16 protein-coding genes and 1 pseudogene are annotated in these 18831 nt (G+C 75.6%); 8 read left to right on the top strand and 9 right to left on the bottom strand.

The window, feature by feature from the left end; genetic code table 11:
* Positions 1-6 precede the first annotated feature (6 nt).
* Complete coding sequence (locus LG634_RS31710; protein WP_226738949.1) at positions 7-4617, bottom strand: ATP-dependent helicase; 4611 nt, start codon at positions 4615-4617, stop codon at positions 7-9.
* A gap of 56 nt (positions 4618-4673) precedes the next feature.
* Positions 4674-5525 carry an AraC family transcriptional regulator gene (locus LG634_RS31705; RefSeq protein WP_226738947.1) on the bottom strand — a complete coding sequence of 284 codons (852 nt, stop codon included), beginning with the start codon at positions 5523-5525 and terminating at the stop codon, positions 4674-4676.
* Between the two features lie 65 nt (positions 5526-5590).
* Between LG634_RS31705 and LG634_RS31700 the strand changes: the two genes are divergently transcribed.
* Positions 5591-6391, top strand: coding sequence for an AzlC family ABC transporter permease (locus tag LG634_RS31700; protein WP_372482529.1), 801 nt, complete (start codon positions 5591-5593; stop codon positions 6389-6391).
* Positions 6388-6696 carry an AzlD domain-containing protein gene (locus tag LG634_RS31695; protein WP_226738945.1) on the top strand — a complete coding sequence of 103 codons (309 nt, stop codon included), beginning with the start codon at positions 6388-6390 and terminating at the stop codon, positions 6694-6696. The genes LG634_RS31700 and LG634_RS31695 overlap by 4 nt, the downstream gene beginning before the upstream one ends.
* Here the strand turns inward: LG634_RS31695 and LG634_RS31690 are convergent.
* Complete coding sequence (locus LG634_RS31690; RefSeq protein WP_226738944.1) at positions 6665-7609, bottom strand: hypothetical protein; 945 nt, start codon at positions 7607-7609, stop codon at positions 6665-6667. The two genes, LG634_RS31695 and LG634_RS31690, sit on opposite strands and share 32 nt — an antisense overlap.
* A gap of 80 nt (positions 7610-7689) precedes the next feature.
* On the opposite strand from LG634_RS31690, the gene LG634_RS31685 reads away from it, so the two are divergent.
* On the top strand, positions 7690-7884 hold the full coding sequence (locus LG634_RS31685; protein ID WP_226738941.1) for a DUF3046 domain-containing protein: 195 nt from the start codon (positions 7690-7692) through the stop codon (positions 7882-7884).
* A gap of 327 nt (positions 7885-8211) precedes the next feature.
* Complete coding sequence (locus tag LG634_RS31680) at positions 8212-9300, top strand: AI-2E family transporter (RefSeq protein WP_308072721.1); 1089 nt, start codon at positions 8212-8214, stop codon at positions 9298-9300.
* Here LG634_RS31680 and LG634_RS31675 read toward each other — a convergent pair.
* From LG634_RS31675 to LG634_RS31665, 3 genes are all read right to left on the bottom strand, one after another.
* Positions 9245-9997, bottom strand: coding sequence for a Clp protease N-terminal domain-containing protein (locus LG634_RS31675; RefSeq protein WP_226738939.1), 753 nt, complete (start codon positions 9995-9997; stop codon positions 9245-9247). The genes LG634_RS31680 and LG634_RS31675 overlap by 56 nt on opposite strands.
* 52 nt (positions 9998-10049) lie before the next feature.
* Entirely contained in the window at positions 10050-10865 is an 816-nt protein-coding gene (locus tag LG634_RS31670; RefSeq protein WP_226738931.1) for an MBL fold metallo-hydrolase, read from the bottom strand.
* A 112-nt stretch (positions 10866-10977) separates the two neighbouring features.
* Positions 10978-11949: a GlxA family transcriptional regulator gene (locus tag LG634_RS31665; protein WP_226738929.1), complete on the bottom strand. Its 972-nt coding sequence runs from the start codon at positions 11947-11949 to the stop codon at positions 10978-10980.
* An 81-nt stretch (positions 11950-12030) separates the two neighbouring features.
* Here LG634_RS31665 and LG634_RS31660 point away from each other — a divergent pair, with 81 nt between their 5' ends.
* From LG634_RS31660 to LG634_RS31645, 4 genes and pseudogenes are all read left to right on the top strand, one after another.
* A complete protein-coding gene (locus LG634_RS31660; protein ID WP_226738927.1) occupies positions 12031-12624 on the top strand; it encodes an MBL fold metallo-hydrolase in 594 nt (197 codons plus the stop codon).
* A 204-nt stretch (positions 12625-12828) separates the two neighbouring features.
* Positions 12829-13953 carry a recombinase RecA gene (gene recA / locus LG634_RS31655; RefSeq protein WP_226738925.1) on the top strand — a complete coding sequence of 375 codons (1125 nt, stop codon included), beginning with the start codon at positions 12829-12831 and terminating at the stop codon, positions 13951-13953.
* Positions 13857-14516: pseudogene (gene recX / locus LG634_RS31650) on the top strand (recombination regulator RecX); the annotation flags it as partial. The gene recA and the pseudogene recX, both read left to right, overlap by 97 nt.
* A gap of 144 nt (positions 14517-14660) precedes the next feature.
* Positions 14661-17240 carry an ABC transporter permease gene (locus LG634_RS31645; protein WP_226738923.1) on the top strand — a complete coding sequence of 860 codons (2580 nt, stop codon included), beginning with the start codon at positions 14661-14663 and terminating at the stop codon, positions 17238-17240.
* A 78-nt stretch (positions 17241-17318) separates the two neighbouring features.
* On the opposite strand, the gene LG634_RS31640 is transcribed toward LG634_RS31645, so the two are convergent.
* The 3 genes from LG634_RS31640 to LG634_RS38520 are packed head-to-tail and all read right to left on the bottom strand — an operon-like array spanning position 17319 to position 18371.
* Positions 17319-17744, bottom strand: coding sequence for a rhodanese-like domain-containing protein (locus tag LG634_RS31640; protein WP_226738921.1), 426 nt, complete (start codon positions 17742-17744; stop codon positions 17319-17321).
* The gene (locus tag LG634_RS31635; protein ID WP_226738919.1) at positions 17741-18268 is read right to left on the bottom strand and encodes a cupin domain-containing protein; all 528 of its coding nucleotides are present in this window, start codon (positions 18266-18268) and stop codon (positions 17741-17743) included. The genes LG634_RS31640 and LG634_RS31635 overlap by 4 nt, the downstream gene beginning before the upstream one ends.
* A 55-nt stretch (positions 18269-18323) precedes the next feature.
* The gene (locus tag LG634_RS38520) at positions 18324-18371 is read right to left on the bottom strand and encodes a hypothetical protein (protein ID WP_366479264.1); all 48 of its coding nucleotides are present in this window, start codon (positions 18369-18371) and stop codon (positions 18324-18326) included.
* Positions 18372-18831 lie beyond the last annotated feature (460 nt).

The following is an 18831-nucleotide window of genomic DNA, read 5'->3' as shown; positions in this document are numbered from 1 at the left end:
GGTGGGTCAGGGGCGGGCGCGGAGGCCTCGGGGGGTGGGGTGGAAGCCGGTTGATTCGAGGGGTGCGGAGTAGGGGGAGGTGAGGGCGGGGGTGCCGTTGATGCGTTCGATGGTGAGAGGGGGGAGAGTGCCGGTGCGGGCGCCCGTGGTGAGGGCTTCGGCCGCCCCGGCGAGGCGGGGGTCGTCGGGCGGGAGCCAGGCCAGCATGGTCTTGCCGCCGCGCTCCAGGTACACGGCCGGCTCGCCGTCGACGAGCACCACCAGCGAACCCGCCTTGCGGCCCGGCTTGTGGCCCGCTCCCTCCGGCGGCTCGGGCCACGGCAGGGCCGCCCCGTACGCGTTCGCCGGATCGGCCGCCGCCAGCACCAGCGCGGGGCGGCCGCCGGACTCGCCGCGGTCCCGGGCGTTGGCGGCGGCCCGCAGCCGGTCCACCGCCCCGTCCATCGCGAACTGCGCCGCGCCCAGCCCCTCCACCACGTACCCGCGGCGGGCCTGGCCGCTGTCCTCGAAGGCCGACAGGATCCGGTAGACGGCCGAGAAACCGCCCGCCACGCCCTCCGCGGCCACCGCCCCGCGGGTCACGACGCCGTGCCGGTCCAGCAGCGTACGGGCCAGGGCGTGTGCGCGGTGGGTGGCCTCAGGTTCGGCCGCGGGCAGCAGCGACCAGCGGCCCGCGACCGTCGGCGGCCCGCTGCGGGACACCGACGCGCCGAGCGAGCCGTAACGGCCGCGCGGCACCGTCCGCTTGGCCCGGTGCGCGGTCGAACCCGCGGTACGGCCCGAGCCGAGCAGCGCGCGCAGCGGCGCCAGGGTGTCGTTGGTCAGCCGGCCCGACCAGGCCAGGTCCCAGACCGCGTCCGCCAGCTGAAGGTCGGTCACCTCCGGGTGTCCGGCCGCTCGTACCCGGTCGGCGATCTGGCGGAAGAACAGCCCGTACCCCCCGGCCAGGGCAGCCAGCACCGCCTGGTGCAGTGGGCCCTGCTCCATCGGGTGCGGCTCCGGCAGCAGCAGCGGTGCCGAGTCCGCCGGGTACAGGGAGATCCAGCCGTCCTTGCCGGGCAGCGCCCCGGCGCCCGCCCACACCACCTCGCCGGTCGTCGTCAACTCGTCCAGCAGCGCGGGGGAGTAGCCGCTCACCCGGGACGGCAGCACCAGCTTCTCCAGCGCGGAGGCCGGCACCGGCGCGCCCTGGAGCTGCTCCACCGCCCGCGCCAGCCCGTCGATGCCGCGCAGCGCACCGCCCAGGTGCTGCCACTGCGGCAGGAACGCGGCCAGCGCGGCCGGCGGCACCGGCTCCAGCTCGTGCCGCAGCGCCGCCAGCGACCGGCGCCGCAGCCGCCGCAGCACCGCCGCGTCGCACCACTCCTGGCCGATGCCCGCCGGGTGGAACTCGCCCTGCACGACCCGCCCGGCCGCCGCGAGCCGCTGCAGCGCGCCCTCGGTCACCGCCGTGCCCAGACCGAACCGGCCGGCCGCCGCCGACGAGGTGAACGGGCCGTGCGTCCGGGCGAACCGGGCCAGCAGATCGCCCAGCGGATCCTTCACCGGCTCGGTGAACGCCTCCGGCACCCCCACCGGCAGCGCGGTGCCCAGTGCGTCCCGCAGCCGGCCCGCGTCCTCCACCGCCGCCCAGTGCTCCACCCCGGCGATCCGCACCGCAATGGCCCGCCGGGCCGCGCCCAGCTGCTGCGGCCAGGCCGGCTCCGCCCCGCGCGCCGCCAGCTCGTCCGCGGTCAGCGGTCCCAGCAGCCGCAGCAGGTCCGCGACCCCCTCCGCGTCCTTCACCCTCCTGTCCTCGGTCAGCCACTGGAGCTCCCGCTCCAGCTCCGCCAGCACCTCCGCGTCCAGCAGCTCCCGCAGCTCCGCCTGGCCGAGCAGCTCGGCCAGCAGCCGCGAGTCCAGCGAGAGCGCCGCCGCCCGCCGCTCGGCGAGCGGGGAGTCGCCCTCGTACAGGAACTGCGCCACGTACCCGAACAGCAGGGAGCGGGCGAACGGCGACGGCTCGGGGGTGGTGACCTCGACCAGCCGCACCCGACGGGCCTCGATGTCCCCCATCAGCTCGACCAGCCCCGGCACGTCGAACACGTCCTGCAGGCACTCCCGTACGGCCTCCAGCACGATCGGGAACGAGCCGAACTCGGACGCCACCTGGAGCAGCTGCGCAGCCCGCTGCCGCTGCTGCCACAGCGGGGTCCGCCGGCCCGGGCTGCGCCGCGGCAGCAGCAGGGCACGGGCCGCGCACTCCCGGAACCGGGAGGCGAACAGCGCAGAGCCGCCCACCTGCTCGGTGACGACCCCGTCCACCTCACCCTTGTCGAACAGCACGTCCGCGGCACCCAGCGGGGCCTGCTCGCCGTCGAACGCGAAGTCCGGGAGCCCGCCGGCCGGATCGTGGTCGAGCAGGTCCAGCCCCAGCAGGTCGGCGTCCGGCAGCCGCAGCACGATCCCGTCGTCCGCGTGCATCACCTGCGCGTCCATCCCGAACCGCTCGGTGAGGCGGGCCCCCAGCGCCAGCGCCCACGGCGCGTGCACCTGCGCACCGAACGGGGAGTGCACCACGACCCGCCAGTCGCCCAGCTCGTCGCGGAACCGCTCGACGACCACCGTCCGGTCGTCCGGCACGTGCCCGCAGGCCTCCCGCTGCTCCGCCAGGTACGCGAGCACGTTGTCCGCGGCCCACGCGTCGAGGCCCGCGGCGAGCAGCCGCAGCCGGGCGTCCTCGTCCGGCAGCCCGCCGACCTCCCGCAGGAACGCGCCGACCGCCCGGCCCAGTTCCAGCGGCCGGCCCAGCTGGTCGCCCTTCCAGAACGGCAGCCGCCCCGGCACCCCGGGCGCCGGCGACACCAGCACCCGGTCCCGGGTGATGTCCTCGATCCGCCACGACGTCGTGCCCAGCGTGAACACGTCGCCGACGCGGGACTCGTAGACCATCTCCTCGTCCAGCTCGCCGACCCGGCCGCCGCCCTTCTTCGGGTCGGAGCCGGCCAGGAACACCCCGAACAGGCCCCGGTCGGGGATCGTGCCGCCGGAGGTGACCGCCAGCCGCTGTGCGCCGGGGCGGCCGGTCACCGTGCCCGCCACCCGGTCCCACACCAGCCGCGGCCGCAGTTCGGCGAACGCGTCCGACGGGTAGCGGCCCGCCAGCATGTCGAGGACCGCGGTGAACGCCGACTCGGGCAGCGCGGCGAACGGCGCGGCCCGGCGCACCAGCGCCAGCAGGTCGTCCACCTGCCAGGTGTCCATGGCCGTCATCGCCACGATCTGCTGCGCCAGCACGTCGAGCGGGTTGGACGGCACCCGCAGGGACTCGATGGAACCGGAGCGCATCCGCTCGGTCACCACCGCCGCCTGCACCAGGTCGCCGCGGTACTTCGGGAACACCACGCCCGTGGAGACCGCGCCGACCTGGTGCCCGGCCCGGCCCACCCGCTGCAGTCCGGAGGCCACCGACGGCGGCGACTCGACCTGCACGACCAGGTCCACCGCGCCCATGTCGATGCCGAGTTCCAGGCTGGAGGTGGCCACCACGGCCGGCAGCCGGCCCGCCTTGAGGTCCTCCTCCACCAGCGCCCGCTGCTCCTTGGACACCGAACCGTGGTGCGCGCGGGCCAGCAGCGGCGGGGCGCCGTGCGCGGCCCCCGACTGGGCCATGACCTCGGCCGGCGGCGGGCCCTCGGGCAGAGCCTCGCCCGTGGCCCGCTCGTACGCGATCTCGTTGAGCCGGTTGCACAGCCGCTCCGCGAGCCGCCGGGAGTTGGCGAACACGATCGTCGAGCGGTGCTGCTGGACCAGGTCGGCGATGCGCTCCTCGACGTGCGGCCAGATCGACGGCTTGTCGCCGCCCTCCCGCTCCTCCGTGGCCGGCGAACCGCCCAGCTCGCCCATGTCCTCGACGGGCACCACCACCGACAGGTCGAACTCCTTGCCGGACGGCGGCTGGACGATCTCCACCCGGCCGCGGGGCGCCAGGTAGCGGGCCACCTCGTCCACCGGCCGGACCGTCGCCGACAGGCCGATCCGGCGGGCCGGGCGGGGCAGCAGCTCGTCCAGCCGCTCCAGGGACAGCGCGAGGTGCGCGCCGCGCTTGGTGCCGGCGACGGCGTGCACCTCGTCCAGGATCACGGTCTCGATGCCGGTGAGGGCTTCGCGCGCGGACGAGGTCAGCATCAGGAACAGGGACTCGGGCGTGGTGATCAGGATGTCCGGCGGCCGGGTGGCGAGCGAGCGCCGCTCGGCGGCCGGGGTGTCGCCGGAGCGGATGCCCACCCGGATGTCCGGCTCCGGCAGCCCGAGCCGCACCGACTCCTGCCGGATGCCGGTGAGCGGGCTGCGCAGGTTGCGCTCCACGTCCACCGCGAGGGCCTTCAGCGGCGACACGTACAGCACCCGGCAGCGCTTCTTCGGCTCGGCGGGCGGGGCGCCGGCGGCCAGCCGGTCCAGCGCGGCCAGGAACGCGGCGAGGGTCTTGCCGGATCCGGTCGGCGCCACGACCAGCACGTCGGAACCGGCGGCGATCGCCTGCCAGGCACCCTCCTGGGCGGCCGTGGGCAGGGCGAACGCCCCGGTGAACCAGGAGCGGGTCGCGGGGGAGAAGGAGTCGAGCGCAGATCCGGCCATGCGTCCCATCGTGCACCCCTGCACTGACAGCGGGGGCGCGCCGGGTGGTGCGCGGGTCAGCCCGGCAGGCCCCGGCGTTCGCGGCGGTAGGCGCCCGGGGGGACGCCCACGATGCGGGTGAAGTGCCGGTTGAGGTGGGGCTGGTCGCTGAAGCCGACCGCGACCGCCGCCTCACCCGGTGCCGTGCCCGACTCCAGCAGCCGGCGGGCGGCGCGGACCCGGGCGTCGGTGAGCCAGGTGTGCGGGGGCATCCCGTACGCGTCGCGGAACGCCCGCAGCAGGGCGAACGGGCTCGTCCCCAGCTGCGCCGCCAGCTCGTCCAGCGACGGCGGGTCGGTCAGCCGCTCCGCCAGCACTTCGCGGGCCCGGGCGGCGGTGGCGGCACCCGCCCCCGGGGCCGTGCGGACCGGCAGGGGGCCGCCGTACCGGCCCAGCATCCGGGCCACCGCCATCCGCAGCAGGCTGTCGGCGGCCAGCGCGTTGCCCTCCTCGGCCGCCCGGTGCACCTCGCTGATCAGCCGGCAGCCCTCCGCGTCGGGCACCGTGGACTCGCGGAAGCCGGGGGTGCCGCGCAGCGTGGACAGCTCGCCGGCGACCTCCGCGACGATGTCCCGGGCCGGGTACAGGGTCGCGTACGCCCAGCCCTCGGGGGCGCCGGCCCGGGCGGTGTGCGGCACCTCCGGGTTGATCAGCACCACGCTGCCGGGACCCGCCCGGTCGGTGCCGCCGGGCAGGCCGACCTCCTCGATGCCGCCGGTCACCGCGGCGATCACGTACCCGTCGTGGGCGTGGCGCGGGAAGGTGTGGCGTACGTAGTGGGCGCGCAGGAGGTCCAGGCCGGGCAGCTGCGCGGGCTGCCAGTGCCGCGCCCACTCGCCGGTGTCCCGCCCCGGCCTGACCGTACCCATGACCCCATTCTGCGGGTGCAAGAACGTACAAGACGACCGGCGGACCGCGCGCATAGCGTCGGGGCGTGGCAGATCAAGTGGCAGACGACGTGGCGGGCCGGGTGGCCGGCCGGCAGACAGGGCCAGGGGCCGGGCAGCGGCCGGAACCGGCCGCGGGCCCCGGACACGCGGCCCGCGGGGCGGTCATCAGGGACGCGCTCGGCGTCGGCATCGCGGTCGGGCTCTCCGGCTTCGCGTTCGGCGTGACCGCCGCGGGATCCGGTCTCAGCGTGGCGCAGGCCTGCGTACTGAGCCTGCTCGTCTTCACCGGCGCCTCGCAGTTCGCGCTGGTCGGCGCGCTGGCGGCGGGCGGCAACCCGTTCACGGCCGCCGCCGGGGCCTTCTTCCTCGGCACCCGCAACGCCTTCTACGGACTGCGCCTGTCGCAGCTGCTCGCGCTGCCGAAGGCGGTGAAGCCGTTCGCCGCGCACTGGGTGATCGACGAGACGACCGCGGTCTCCCTCGCCCAGCGCGACCGGTCGTCGGCCCGCCTCGGCTTCACCGTCACCGGCCTCAGCCTCTACGTGCTGTGGAACGCGACCACCCTGCTCGGCGCCCTGGGCGCGGAGGCCATCGGCGACACCGCCGCCTGGGGGCTGGACGCGGCCGGACCCGCCGTCTTCCTCGCGCTGCTCGCCCCGATGCTCAAGACCGCGACCGAGCGGGCGGTGGCCGTGCTGGCCCTCGTCCTCGGCCTGGGCTTCCTGCCGGTCCTGCCGGCCGGGGTGCCGGTCCTGGTCGCCGCGCTCGCCGCGCCCGCCGTCCTCTACGTGAAGGGGCGCGGCGAGCGGGCCCGCAGCGCCACGGACGAAGGAAGGACCCGATGAACGTCTGGATCGCCATCGCCGTCACGGCGGCCGGCTGCTACCTCGTCAAACTGGCCGGCCTGCTGGTCCCGGCCGGCGCGCTGGAGCGGCCGCTGGTCCGCCGGCTGTCCGCGCTGCTTCCGGTGGCGCTGCTCGCGGCCCTCACCGCCCAGCAGACTTTCAGCTCCGGCAGCGCCCTCGTTCTTGACGCCCGCGCCGCCGGTCTCGCGGCCGCCGGGGCTGCCCTGCTGCTGCGCGCCCCGTTCCTGGTCGTCGTCGCGGCCGCGGTGGCGGTCACCGCGGGGGTACGGGCGCTGGGCGGCTGAGCAGGTCGGAGCGGCCATGGGCGCGGAGGGTCAGCAGGGCCTCGATGGTGGCGATCGGGCGGCGTTCCAGCGAGCTGCCCGGAGCCCAGGCGCGGCGCCGGACCGGCCAGCCGCCGTCCTCCTGCTGCTCGGCGGCGAGGAAGTCCAGCGAGCGGGCCATCTCCTCGTCGGTGAACCAGCTGCGGGCCGGGGACTCCGGCCGCCGCGCCAGATCGTGCGGGAACAGCTGCTCGCCGGGCCCGCCACCTGCCGGAACGGGGTGCTCCGCCCGCCGCTGGGGATCGAGCACCACCAGCTCCTGCTCGCGCACCAGCCGGCCCAGCCGGTCGGCGGCGGCCGCGGCCCGGGACCGGTCCGGGACCCCCTCCAGGAAGGACACCGCGGCCTGGATCTCGTACGGGTGGGCGTGGTGCAGGGTCTCCACCCGCTCCCAGCACCACTCGGTGGCGCGGAACAGCCAGGCGTGCCAGATCCGGTTGCGGTGCAGCAGACCGACCACCGGCCCGGTGGTGAGCAGCGCGCTCGACGGGTCGTCGAGGTCCGGGTGCCACGGCGCCGCGGGGAACGGGCGCGCGGTGGGGCAGCGCAGCGGCAGAGCGCCCTCCGGCGTGGACACCTGCGTCAGGTGCCGGCACAGCCGCTCGATGCGCTGGCCGGCGCACCGGCCCAGGCTGTCGAGGACGCGCAGGGCGTGCGCGGTGTGCAGGGGCTGGCTCGCCGGGCCGCGCAGGTCCGGATCGAGGGCGTGCCCGTAGCCGCCGTCCCCGTTCAGGTACGGGCCCAGGGCGGCGTCGACCGGGTCGGGCCCGCCGCCCAGGAAGTGGAAGGCGAACCTGCGCTGCTCCAGCACCCGCGCGGTGAGCCAGACGAACTGCTCGGCGCGGGCCAGGGGGGATGCCTCGTCTCCAGCCATGGACGGAACGGTAGGGCGGTGCGGGGGCCCGGCACCGGTGAACGGGCCGGGGCCACTCTCCGGGGCGGGATACTGGGTGCATGCGGTTGACGATTTTCTGGGAGCGGATGTCCGACCACTTCGGTGCGGGGTACGCCGACTCGTTCGCGCGCGACCACGTGATGACGGAACTGGGCGGCCGGACCGTGCACCAGGCGCTGGATGCGGGCTGGGAGGCCAAGGACGTGTGGCGCGCAGTGTGCGCGGCCGTGGACGTACCCGCCGACAAGCGCTGAGCCGCGGGCCGGTCGAGGCGCGCTCGGCCCCCGGCGGGAGGCCGACGGCCGGGAGCCCGGCGGGTACGGGAGACTTGCCGGGTGGCAGCCACAGACGAGACCGAGCAGGCCGGGGGCGCCGGGGCGCCCGCAGGGACGACGGACGGCCGGGCCGCCGGCACGGCGGACGCACCGCGCGCACCGGACCCGGTGGGCGCGGCGGTGTCCGTGCCCGGCGCCCGGACGGGCGAGGCCCCGGCCGGCCCCGCCCCCGCCGCTCCGGAGACGGCTCCCGCGGGCGCGGGCGGCGGCGGTGCGGGGGACGGCGGGATCACGGCCGCGACGCGGATGCCGCGCTGGCTGCCGCGGGCCGTGGTCCTCACCCTCGCCCTCTACGCCTGCTTCCAGCTCGGCAGCTGGGCCTTCCACCAGCTGATCGGGCTGCTCGTCAACATCCTGATCGCCTTCTTCCTGGCGCTCGCCGTGGAACCGGCCGTCGACCGGATGGCGGGCTGGGGCATGCGCCGCGGCCTGGCCACCTTCCTGGTGTTCATCGGGGTGCTGGCCGGCGCCGTGGGCTTCGTGCTCCTGCTCGGCACCATGCTCGCCGAGCAGATCGTCGAAATGGTGGCGGACTTCCCCCGCTACCTCGACTCGGTGATCAGCTGGCTCAACACCACCTTCGGCACCGAGCTGTCGCGGCTGGCCGTCCAGGACAGCCTGCTGCACTCGGACTGGCTCCAGAAGTACGCGCAGAACAGCGCGTCCGGCGTGCTCGACGTGTCCGCCACCGTGCTCGGCGGACTCTTCAAGCTGCTGACGATCGGCCTGTTCTCCTTCTACTTCGCCGCGGACGGGCCGCGGCTGCGGCGCGCCCTGTGCTCCGTACTGCCGCCCGCGAAGCAGGCCGAGGTGCTGCGGGCCTGGGAGATCGCCGTGGTCAAGACCGGCGGCTACCTCTACTCCCGCAGCCTGATGGCGCTGATCTCCGGAGCGGCGCACTACGTCCTGCTGGCGGTGCTCGGCGTGCCGTACGCGCCCGCGCTGGCGGTGTGGGTCGGGCTGGTCTCCCAGTTCATCCCGACCATCGGCACCTACCTCGCGGGCGCGCTGCCGATGCTGATCGCCTTCAAGGGGGATCCCTGGTACGCGGTGTACGTCCTCGGCTTCGTGGTGGTGTACCAGCAGTTCGAGAACTACGTGCTCCAGCCGAAGCTGACCTCGAAGGCGGTCGACATCCACCCGGCGGTGGCGTTCGGTTCGGTCATCGCCGGCACCGCGCTGCTGGGCGCGGTCGGGGCGCTCATCGCGATCCCGGCCGTCGCCACGCTGCAGGCCTTCCTGGGTGCGTACGTACGCCGCTACGACGTGGCGGACGCTGTCACGGGGCCGCGCCGGCCCCGGGGACCGCGCCCATGGCGGCGAGGATCTCGGTGACCTTGGCCTCGGTGGCGTCCTTCGTGGCGCCGCTGCGGCTGAGGACGCCGTCGCCGTGCTCCAGTTCCAGCAGGGCGAGCAGGACGTGCTCGGTGCCCACGTAGGGGTGGCCCAGGCGCAGCGCCTCCCGGAAGGTGAGCTCCAGGGCCTTCTTGGCGGCCGCGTCGAAGGGGATGAGGTCGGGGACCGCTCCGGCGGCCGGCGGCAGGACCGCCGCGACGGCCTCGCGCACCGCCCCGGGGCTGACGGACTGGGCCTTCAGTGCGACCGCCGCGAGTCCTTCGGGCTCGGACAGCAGGCCGAGGACCAGGTGCTCCGGGCGGATCTCGGCGTTGCCTGCGGACCGGGCCTCGGCCTGCGCGGTGACGACGACGTTGCGGGCCCGGGGGGTGAAGCGGGCGAAGTCCTGGGCGGCCTCGCCCTCGCCGTCGGCCTTGGGGACGAAGCGCTTCTGGGCGGCCTGGCGGGTGACGCCCATGCTCTTGCCGATGTCGGTCCAGGAGGCGCCGGAGCGGCGGGCCTGGTCGACGAAGTGTCCGATGAGGTGGTCGGCGACGTCGCCGAGGTGCTCGGCTGCGACGACGGCGCCGGTGAGCTGCTCCAGGGCGTTGGTGTGGGAGGTCTTGATGGCCTCGATGAGGTCGTCGAGGCGGACCGGATGGGTCATGCGGACGGGTTCCACCGAAGGGTTCGTCATGGGTGCAACCCTAGGTTGACAGTCGGGGAGTGTCAACCTCCGGTTGACAGGTTCAGGCCGCTTCCGGCACGCCCGGCTCGAAGCCGGCCAGCATCTGCTCCAGGGCCACCTGGTCGGGCCCGATGAACGGATCGAGGCCCGGCGCCGTGCTCAGGGTGTCGAGCATCCGGCCGGTGAGCCCGGTGGCCGGCGGCAGGTGCGTCGACAGGACCCGCGCCGCGTTCATCTCCCGCAGCGGCTGCACCGTCGCCAGGTACTTCTCCGGATCCGCCACCGCCACCCACGGGCTGTCGACCGCCGCCCACAGCAGCTGGGCGGCGTGCAGCCGGTCCGGGTCGACGTCCGCGGCCTCGCCGCCGTCGGCGAGCTCCGCCGAGGGCATCGGGCCGCCGAAGCAGTCCGAACTGAAGCAGGTGTCCGACCGGTCGTCGTAGAAGCCGACGGTCGCCGGGTTGTCGAAGAGCGGCGGCCGGAAGCCGCGCAGGGTCCGGTCGCCCACGTCGAGGGACTGTCCCGGGTTCAGGAACCAGACCCGGTCCATCGGGAGCGGGCGCTCGGTCGACATGATGCCCGCGCCCAGGAACGTGGTGACCACCCGCGCCCGCGGCGCCGCCGCCAGCAGCGCGAACAGCCCGCCGGTGTGGTCCCGGTCCGGGTGGGTCAGCCAGATCCACCGGACGTCGGCCGGGTCCATCACCTCGCCCAGCCGCGCCAGGAAGTCCCGGTCCGGCAGGCTCAGGCCGGTGTCCACGACCACCGGCTCGGCCGCGTGCAGGACGAAGGCGTTGACGGGGAGGAACCCGATGCCGGGCACCTCCAGGTGGTCGGCGATCACGGTGACATCCGGTCCGGCCTTCACGAGCGACATGGCCACTCCCCTGGCTCCTGCGGACTTGCAGAGACCCTTCCATCGTGCTGCCGGGCACGGCGGGGCGCATCGCGGGGCGGGGCGAGCGGCGCACCCGGGGGACCGCCGCCGGTCAGGCCCGGGGATCCGCCATCCGGGTGAACGAGCGACGGTAGGCGCGCGGCGGCACGCCCCGGCGCCGGACGAACTGCTCGCGCAGCACGGCCGCACTGCCGTAGCCGACCCGCCGGGCGACCTCCTCCACCGGCAGGTCCGTCGTCTCCAGCAGCTCCTCGGCGCTGCTCAGCCGGAGGTCGCGCAGCCAGGCGTGCGGGGTGGTGCCGGTGGCGGCGGCGAACCGGCGGGCGAAGGACCGTTTGCTCATCACGGCCCGGCGCGCCAGTTCGGCCACCGGCAGCGGCTCGTCGAGGTGTGCGCGGGCCCAGGCGAGGACCTCGGCGAGCCGTTCGTCCCGGCCGTCCTCCGGCACCGGTGCCGCCAGGTACTGGGCCTGGCCGCCGTCCCGGTGCGAGGGCAGCACCATGTCCCGGGCGATTGCGTTGGCCGCGGCGGCGCCGTGCTCGCGCCGGATCAGGTGCAGGCACAGGTCCGCGCCCGCCGCGGCGCCCGCTCCCGTGACGACCGGCCCCTCGTCGAGGTACAGGGCGTCCGCCTCGACGGTGACACCCGGGTACGTACGGGCCAGCAGTTCCGCGAAGCGCCAGTGCGTGGTGGCCCGCCGCCCGTCGAGCAGCCCCGCGGCGGCGAGCGTGAACGCCCCGACGCAGTGCGCGGCCACCAGGGCGCCGCGCGCCCGGGCCGCCGACAGGGCGCCGAGCACCTCGGGCCCGGGCGCCGTGCGGAACCCCGCGCCCGGCAGCGCGATCACGAGGTCGGCGGCGGCCAGCCGGTCCAGCCCGTGCGCGACCGTCACCGGCACGCCGACGTCGGTGGCGACGACGGACCCCGCCCGGTCCGCGCACAGCGCGAAGTCGAAGGCGGGCAGGTCCGCCCCGCGCGCGGCGAACACCTCCGCGACGATCCCGACGGCGAGCAGGCCGACACCGGGCGGGGCGTACGCGGCGACGGTCGTGAAGGGAGGCACGCGCGGAGTATGGCACTTTTCCTGCGAACACTGGCATCCGTGCCACTCGTGGCCGTCCGGCGGGCCCGACAGGATCGGGTCATGACCGACGCACCCCGCGGCCGCAGCGCCGCCCACGTGATCCTGACCACCGGCTACACCCTCTCGACCGGCCCCGGCGTGGCCGCCACCGTCTCGTACGTCGCCGACGCCGGCCGGCACGTCATCGTCGACCCGGGCATGGTCGCGGGCCGCGACCGGATCCTCGGCCCGCTCGCCGCCCTGGGGCTGGGGCCCGACGACATCACCGACGTGGTCCTGAGCCACCACCACCCGGACAACACCATGAACGTGGGCCTCTTCGGCAACGCGCGCGTCCACGACCACAAGGCGATCTACCAGGCCGACCAGTGGACCGACCGGGACGCCGAGGGGTACGAGCTGACGCCCTCGCTGCGGCTCATCCGCACCCCGGGGCACAGCCCCGAGGACATCACGCTGCTGGCCGGCACGGACGCGGGCGTGGTCGCCTTCGTCGGCGACCTGTGGTGGCGTCCGGACGGCCCCGCCGAGGACCCGGTGGCCCCCGACCGCGACGGGCTGCGGGCCTCCCGGCAGCGCGTGCTGGCCGCGGCGGACGTCATCGTGCCCGGTCACGGCGGGGCGTTCGCGGCCGACGCAAGCGCGCCGCTCTAGGTGCGTCGTCCCGGGTGTCGGCGGGGCCGGGCGGGGTGGGCGCGGCCCGGGTGACGGGTGCGGCGTGGCTCGCTTGACAGGGAAATCGAACATCCATTCTGATGAGTTATCCACAGCCGGAACGGCCGTGGAGGAGCATTGTCAGTGGCAGGCGTTAGCGTCTTTCACGTGAAGCGATCGACTCAAGCAACCCGGGTGGAACCCATGGCAGGCACCGACCGCGAGAAGGCGCTCGACGCCGCGCTCGCACAGATTGAACGGCAATTCGGCAAGGGCGCGGTGATGCGCCTCGGCGACCGGCCGAACGACCCCATCGAGGTGATCCCCACCGGGTCGACCGCCCTGGACATCGCCCTCGGCGTCGGCGGCCTGCCGCGCGGCCGAGTGGTCGAGATCTACGGGCCGGAGTCCTCCGGTAAGACCACGCTGACCCTGCACGCCGTCGCCAACGCGCAGAAGGCCGGCGGTACCGTCGCCTTCGTGGACGCCGAGCACGCGCTCGACCCCGAGTACGCCAAGGCCCTGGGCGTCGACACCGACAACCTCATCCTGTCCCAGCCGGACACCGGCGAGCAGGCGCTGGAGATCGTGGACATGCTCGTCCGCTCCGGCGCCCTCGACCTCATCGTCATCGACTCCGTCGCGGCCCTCGTGCCCCGCGCCGAAATCGAGGGCGAGATGGGCGACTCCCACGTCGGCCTCCAGGCCCGTCTGATGAGCCAGGCGCTCCGCAAGATCACGAGCGCGCTCAACCAGTCCAAGACCACCGCGATCTTCATCAACCAGCTGCGCGAGAAGATCGGCGTGATGTTCGGCTCGCCCGAGACCACGACCGGTGGCCGCGCGCTGAAGTTCTACGCCTCCGTGCGCATCGACATCCGCCGCATCGAGACCCTGAAGGACGGCACCGAGGCGGTCGGCAACCGGACCCGCTGCAAGGTCGTCAAGAACAAGGTCGCCCCGCCGTTCAAGCAGGCCGAGTTCGACATCCTCTACGGCCAGGGCATCAGCCGCGAGGGCGGTCTGATCGACATGGGCGTGGAGCACGGCTTCATCCGCAAGGCCGGCGCCTGGTACACGTACGAGGGCGACCAGCTCGGCCAGGGCAAGGAGAACGCCCGCAACTTCCTGAAGGACAACCCCGACCTCGCCAACGAGATCGAGAGGAAGATCAAGGAGAAGCTGGGCGTCGGCGTCCGCAAGAGCGCCGCTGCCGAGCCCGCTCCGGAGGCCGCCGCCGGCGCCGCCGCCGAGACGGACGCGGCCGCCGCCGTGCCCGCCCCGGCGTCCAAGGCCAAGACGGCCAAGGCCGCCACGGCCAAGAGCTGACCGTGGAGCACGCGGAGGAGCGTGTTCCCCGCTCGTCGAGGGCCGAGCGGGAAACGCCCCCCCAGAGTCCCGAGGAGCAGGCGCGGGCGATCTGCCTGCGCCTGCTCACCGGGACCCCGCGCACCCGGCGCCAGCTCGCGGACGCCCTGCGCAAGCGGGGCATCCCCGAGGAGGTGTCCGAGGAGGTCCTCTCCCGCTTCGAGGAGGTCGGCCTCATCGACGACGCCGCCTTCGCCGGCGCCTGGGTGGAGTCCCGGCACCACAGCCGCGGCCTCGCCCGCCGGGCCCTGGCCCGCGAACTGCGGACCAAGGGCGTGGACTCCGCCCTCATCGACGACGCCATGGGCCGCCTCGACTCCGACCGCGAGGAGGAGACGGCCCGCGAACTCGTCGACCGCAAGCTCCGCGCCACCCGCGGCCTGGACCGCGACAAGCGGATCCGGCGCCTCGCCGGGATGCTGGCCCGCAAGGGCTACCCGGAGGGCATGGCCCTGCGGGTGGTGCGCAGTGCCCTGGAAGCCGAGGGCGAGGAGACGGACGACCTGGGGTACGGCGCGTACTGACCGCGGGGGACACCGGGCGTACCGCCCCCGGCTGCCGCACCACCCGGCGGGGGCCCGCCCCCGCCCGGGGTGGGGTTTGTCCCCGGGCGCATTGACCGGGGCACGCCAATGCTCGGCAGGGGTTCCGGCCAGCAGGCTGGGCCCATGCTGCTGCGCTACGCACTCAAGACCCTCTGGTACCGCACCGCCGGCTTCCTCGGCGCCTTCGTCGCGCTCCTCTGTGCGGCCGCCCTCATCACCGCCTGCGGCACCCTCCTGGAGACGGGACTGCGGGGCCGGATCGCCCCCGAGCGGTACGCGGCCGCGCCGCTCGTGGTCTCCGCCGACCAGAACGTGCACCAGACCACGGTCAAGCGGAAGAAGGGCAAGACCAAGGTCAAGCACAAGGCCAAGCCGGTCGCCGAACGGGCCTGGCTGCCCGCCGGCACCCTGGAGAAGGTCCGCGCCCAGCCGGGCGTCGGCCGCGCCGTGCCCGAACTCACCTTCCAGGCCGTCCCCCTCGCCGCCGCGGCCCCCGGCGCCACCCCCGTCCCGGTCACCGGCGGCCCCCGCACGTACGGACACGCCTGGGAATCCGCCGCACTCACCCCCTTCACCCTGGCCGAGGGCCGCGCCCCGCGCCGGCCGGGCGAGGTCGTCGTCGACCGGGCGCTCGCGGCCCGCGCCGCCCTGCACCCCGGCGCCCGCCTCACCGTCCAGGCCACCGCCGAGCCCCGTACGTACACCGTCACCGGCATCGCCCGGGCCGGCGGCGCCCCCGGGGGTGCCCTCGCCCACCAGAGCGCGCTGTTCTTCACCGGAACCGAGGCCCGCCGGCTCTCCGGACGGCCCGCCGGCAGCCACACCGCCATCGGCGTACTGCCCGCCCCCGGCGTGACTGCCGACGCCCTGCACCGCACCCTCGCCACCGCCCTCCACGGCACCACCGCCGTGATCTCCACCGGTGATGCCCGTGGCAGGGCCGAGTTCGCAGACGCGGCCACCGCCCGCACCAAGCTGGTCTCCCTCGGCGGCGCCATGGGCGGCACCTCGCTGCTCGTCGCCGTCCTCGTCGTCGCCGGCACCTTTTCCCTGACCGTCCGCCAGCGCCACCGCGAACTCGCCCTGCTGCGCGCCGTCGCCGCCACCTCCGGCCAGCTGCGCCGCCTGCTCGGCCGCGAAGCCCTGCTCGTCGGACTCGCCGCCGCCGTGCCGGGCGCGCTCGCCGGACTGCCGCTGGCGGCCTGGCTGCACGGCCGCCTCACCGGCACCGGGGCGATCCCCACCACCCTCGAACGCACCGCCGGCGTGTTCCCCATGGCCGCCGCGGTCGCCGTCACGCTCGCCGGTGCCTGGGCCGCGGCCCGCATCACCGGCCGCCGGGTCGCCCGCATCCGCCCTGCCGAGGCCCTCGCCGAAGCCGCCGTGGAACGCCCGCGCCCCACCTGGCCGCGGATCGCGGCCGGCACCCTGCTGCTGGCCGCAGGAACCGTCCTCGTCGTCGTCCTCGCCGGACTGCGCACCGAGCCGGCCGCCACCCCCGTCACCTTCCTCGCCGTGGTGGTCCTCGCCACCGCGGTCGCCCTCCTCGGTCCGCTCCTGGTCCGCTGCGCCGCCGCCCTGCTGGCCCTCCCGCTGCGCACCACCGGCATCGGCGGCCGGCTCGCCACCGCGAACCTGCGCGGCCGGGCCGCCCGTACCGCCTCCGCCGTCACTCCCGTCGCCCTGCTCGTCGGGATGGCCTGCACGGTCCTCTTCGTCCAGCCGACCCTCGGCGACGCGGCCCGGGCCCAGGCCCGCGAGGGCGTCCGGGCCGGCTGGGTGGTCGCCGCCCGCGGCCCGGGCGTCACACCGGCCACCGCCGAACGGCTGCGCCGCACCCCCGGCGTCACCGCGGCCACGGAGATCGTGACCACCACCGTCCGCGTCGGCCTCACCAAGTACCCGGCCCAGGGCGTCACCCCCACCGGACTCACCCGCACCTGGGACCCGCAGGTCACCGCAGGCACCCTGGCCGGCTTCGGCGCCCGCAGCGCCGCGGTCAGCGAACTCGCCGCCGACCGGCTCGGCCTGCACCCCGGCAGCCCGCTGCGGCTCACCCTCGGCGACGGCACGCCGGTGACCGTCACCGTCACCGCCGTCTACGCCCGCGGCCTCGGCTTCGGCGACCTGACCCTGGCCCGCGGCCTGGTGGCCGCGCACGTGGACAACCCGCTCGCGGGCAGCGTGCTCGTCGCCACCGCCCCCGGCACCGGCCGGGCCGCACTCGACGCCGCCGTCCGCCCGTTCCCCGGGACCGCGGTGCTCGCCGCGGCGGAGGCCGACGCGCTGCGCGTCGGCCGGCAGCAGGCCGGCGCGGAGGTCAACCTGATCGCCATGGGCCTGGTGCTCGCCTTCACCGCGATCGCCGTCGTCAACACCCTGGCCATGTCGACCGCCGAGCGGATCCGGGAGTTCGCCCTGCTCCGCCTCACCGGCGCGACCCGCCGGCAGGTGCTGCGGATGCTGCGCACCGAGGCCCTGGCGGTGGCGCTGACCGGCACGGTCCTCGGGGCCGCGATCGCCCTCGCCGTCCTGACCGCCTTCAGCATCGGCATGACCGGCCGGGCGGCCCCCGCCGTGCTGCCGCTGGCGGCCGGCACGGTCGTCGGGCTGGCCGCCCTGCTCGCTCTGGTGGCGACCGCCCTGCCAGGCCGGGCCGCGCTGCGGGTGCGGCCGGTGCAGGTGGCCACCGCCGCGGAGTAGCGGCGGGCGGCGGGGGCCCCGGGCGGTGCCGGGACCCCCGCCGGACTGCTGGTGTCAGCCCGTCAGCCCGTCAGCCCGTCAGCCCGTACGGGGGCCACGGGCCGGTCGGACCACCGGGAGTCCGGCCGCCTTCCAGGCCTGGAAGCCGCCGATCAGGTCGGTGGCCCGGTGCAGGCCCAGCTGGTGAAGGGAGGCCGCCGCGAGGCTGGACGCGTACCCCTCGTTGCAGATCACCACGATCTGCAGGTCGTGGCCGGTGGCCTCGGGTACGCGGTGACTGCCCTGCGGGTCGAGCCGCCACTCCAGTTCGTTCCGCTCGATCACCAGCGCGCCGGGGATCAGCCCGTCGCGCTCGCGCAGCGCCTGGTAGCGGATGTCCACGAGCAGGGCGCCGGATCCGCCCGCGGCCCGGTGCGCCGACGGGGCGTCGATCCGCTCGTAGCCGGCGCGGACCCGGTCCAGCAGCTCGTCGATCCCGGTCGGGCCGGGTGCGTCGGCGCTCACTGCCAGTCCGCCGGACGCTCGACGTGCTCCAGCCGCAGGACGTGGCCGGTGCGGGAGTAGCGGCGGATGTGGGGGAGCGGCGGGTAGTACGCGTGCACGGAGACCGCGTGCTCGGTGGGGGAATCGTTGAACACGTCGTGCACGTGGAACTCGCGGAAGGCCCGGCCGGTGCCGGCGGCCAGGGTCCGGGTGCGGTCGACGTTCCCGGCCAGCTCCAGGCTCCGCCAGCCTTCCGACGGCAGCCGTACGGCCAGCGAGTGCTCGGTGAGCCGGCCCGCGGCGGTGGCGAACGCGCCGCGCGACTCGGCGTGGTCGTGCCAGCCGGTGCCGGTGCCCGGGGGCCAGCCGATCAGCCAGGCCTCACTGCCGCCGGGGCCGGCGAGCCGGACCCAGGTACGGCCGTCCGGGTCGAGCGGCAGGGAGGCGACCAGCTCGGTGTCGGCGGCGGTCCGGCGGGCGAAGTCGAGCAGTTCGGCGGCGCCGGGGCCGGTGCGGGGGGCATGCGGGGACAAGGTTGCAGACATGGGGGACCGTCCTGGGGTTCGCGGGGCGGCGCTGGGCGCGCGGGAAAGGGGCGAATCAGCAGGACGGCCGACACACGCAGCCTGCGAAGCGGAGCAGGTCCATGTGGACCCTCCGCCAGAGGCGTACGTCGGTGCCGGTCATGCCCGCGAGTAGACCACGCCCCGCCGAACCGGGTCAATCGCCCCCACTCGAACACGAACGGACCCCCACTGGACGGCCCCCGCCCTTCCGACCTGCGGCCCACGGGGCGGGGGCAACTCCACCCGACTCGGGTCGGCTGCCCACGGGGCGGGGGCAACTCCACCCGACTCGGGTCGGCTGCCTACCGGGCGGGGACAAAGTCCAGCCGACTCGGGCTGGCCGCCCACCGGGCGGGGGCAAAGTCCAGCCGACTTGGGCCGGCCGCCCGCCGGGCGGGGGCAAAGTCCAGCCCCTCCGGCGTTTGAGGAGCGGGGTTTGGGGCGGAGCCCCCAGAACTGCAACCCGGCCGGCGCCGGGCACCGGGGCTCCGCCCGGACCCGGGGGGCCACCCCCGGGGGGGGGGGGGGGGGGGGGCCCCGCC

The organism is Streptomyces bambusae (assembly GCF_020532645.1).
GTDB classification, from domain to species: Bacteria; Actinomycetota; Actinomycetes; order Streptomycetales; family Streptomycetaceae; genus Streptomyces; species Streptomyces bambusae.
Note: the sequence above shows the minus strand (reverse complement) of the source record. Positions and strands in the feature narration are given on the sequence as shown.

What these genes read in the sequence shown, in the direction of transcription:
- LG634_RS31710 (WP_226738949.1), bottom strand. Translation starts at nt 4,617, where the DNA reads ATGGCCGGATCTGCGCTCGACTCCTTCTCCCCCGCGACCCGCTCCTGG.
- LG634_RS31705 (WP_226738947.1), bottom strand. Translation starts at nt 5,525, where the DNA reads ATGGGTACGGTCAGGCCGGGGCGGGACACCGGCGAGTGGGCGCGGCAC.
- LG634_RS31695 (WP_226738945.1), top strand. Translation starts at nt 6,388, where the DNA reads ATGAACGTCTGGATCGCCATCGCCGTCACGGCGGCCGGCTGCTACCTC.
- LG634_RS31690 (WP_226738944.1), bottom strand. Translation starts at nt 7,609, where the DNA reads ATGGCTGGAGACGAGGCATCCCCCCTGGCCCGCGCCGAGCAGTTCGTC.
- LG634_RS31685 (WP_226738941.1), top strand. Translation starts at nt 7,690, where the DNA reads ATGCGGTTGACGATTTTCTGGGAGCGGATGTCCGACCACTTCGGTGCG.
- LG634_RS31680 (WP_308072721.1), top strand. Translation starts at nt 8,212, where the DNA reads ATGCCGCGCTGGCTGCCGCGGGCCGTGGTCCTCACCCTCGCCCTCTAC.
- LG634_RS31675 (WP_226738939.1), bottom strand. Translation starts at nt 9,997, where the DNA reads ATGACGAACCCTTCGGTGGAACCCGTCCGCATGACCCATCCGGTCCGC.
- LG634_RS31670 (WP_226738931.1), bottom strand. Translation starts at nt 10,865, where the DNA reads ATGTCGCTCGTGAAGGCCGGACCGGATGTCACCGTGATCGCCGACCAC.
- LG634_RS31660 (WP_226738927.1), top strand. Translation starts at nt 12,031, where the DNA reads ATGACCGACGCACCCCGCGGCCGCAGCGCCGCCCACGTGATCCTGACC.
- recA (WP_226738925.1), top strand. Translation starts at nt 12,829, where the DNA reads ATGGCAGGCACCGACCGCGAGAAGGCGCTCGACGCCGCGCTCGCACAG.
- LG634_RS31645 (WP_226738923.1), top strand. Translation starts at nt 14,661, where the DNA reads ATGCTGCTGCGCTACGCACTCAAGACCCTCTGGTACCGCACCGCCGGC.
- LG634_RS31635 (WP_226738919.1), bottom strand. Translation starts at nt 18,268, where the DNA reads ATGTCTGCAACCTTGTCCCCGCATGCCCCCCGCACCGGCCCCGGCGCC.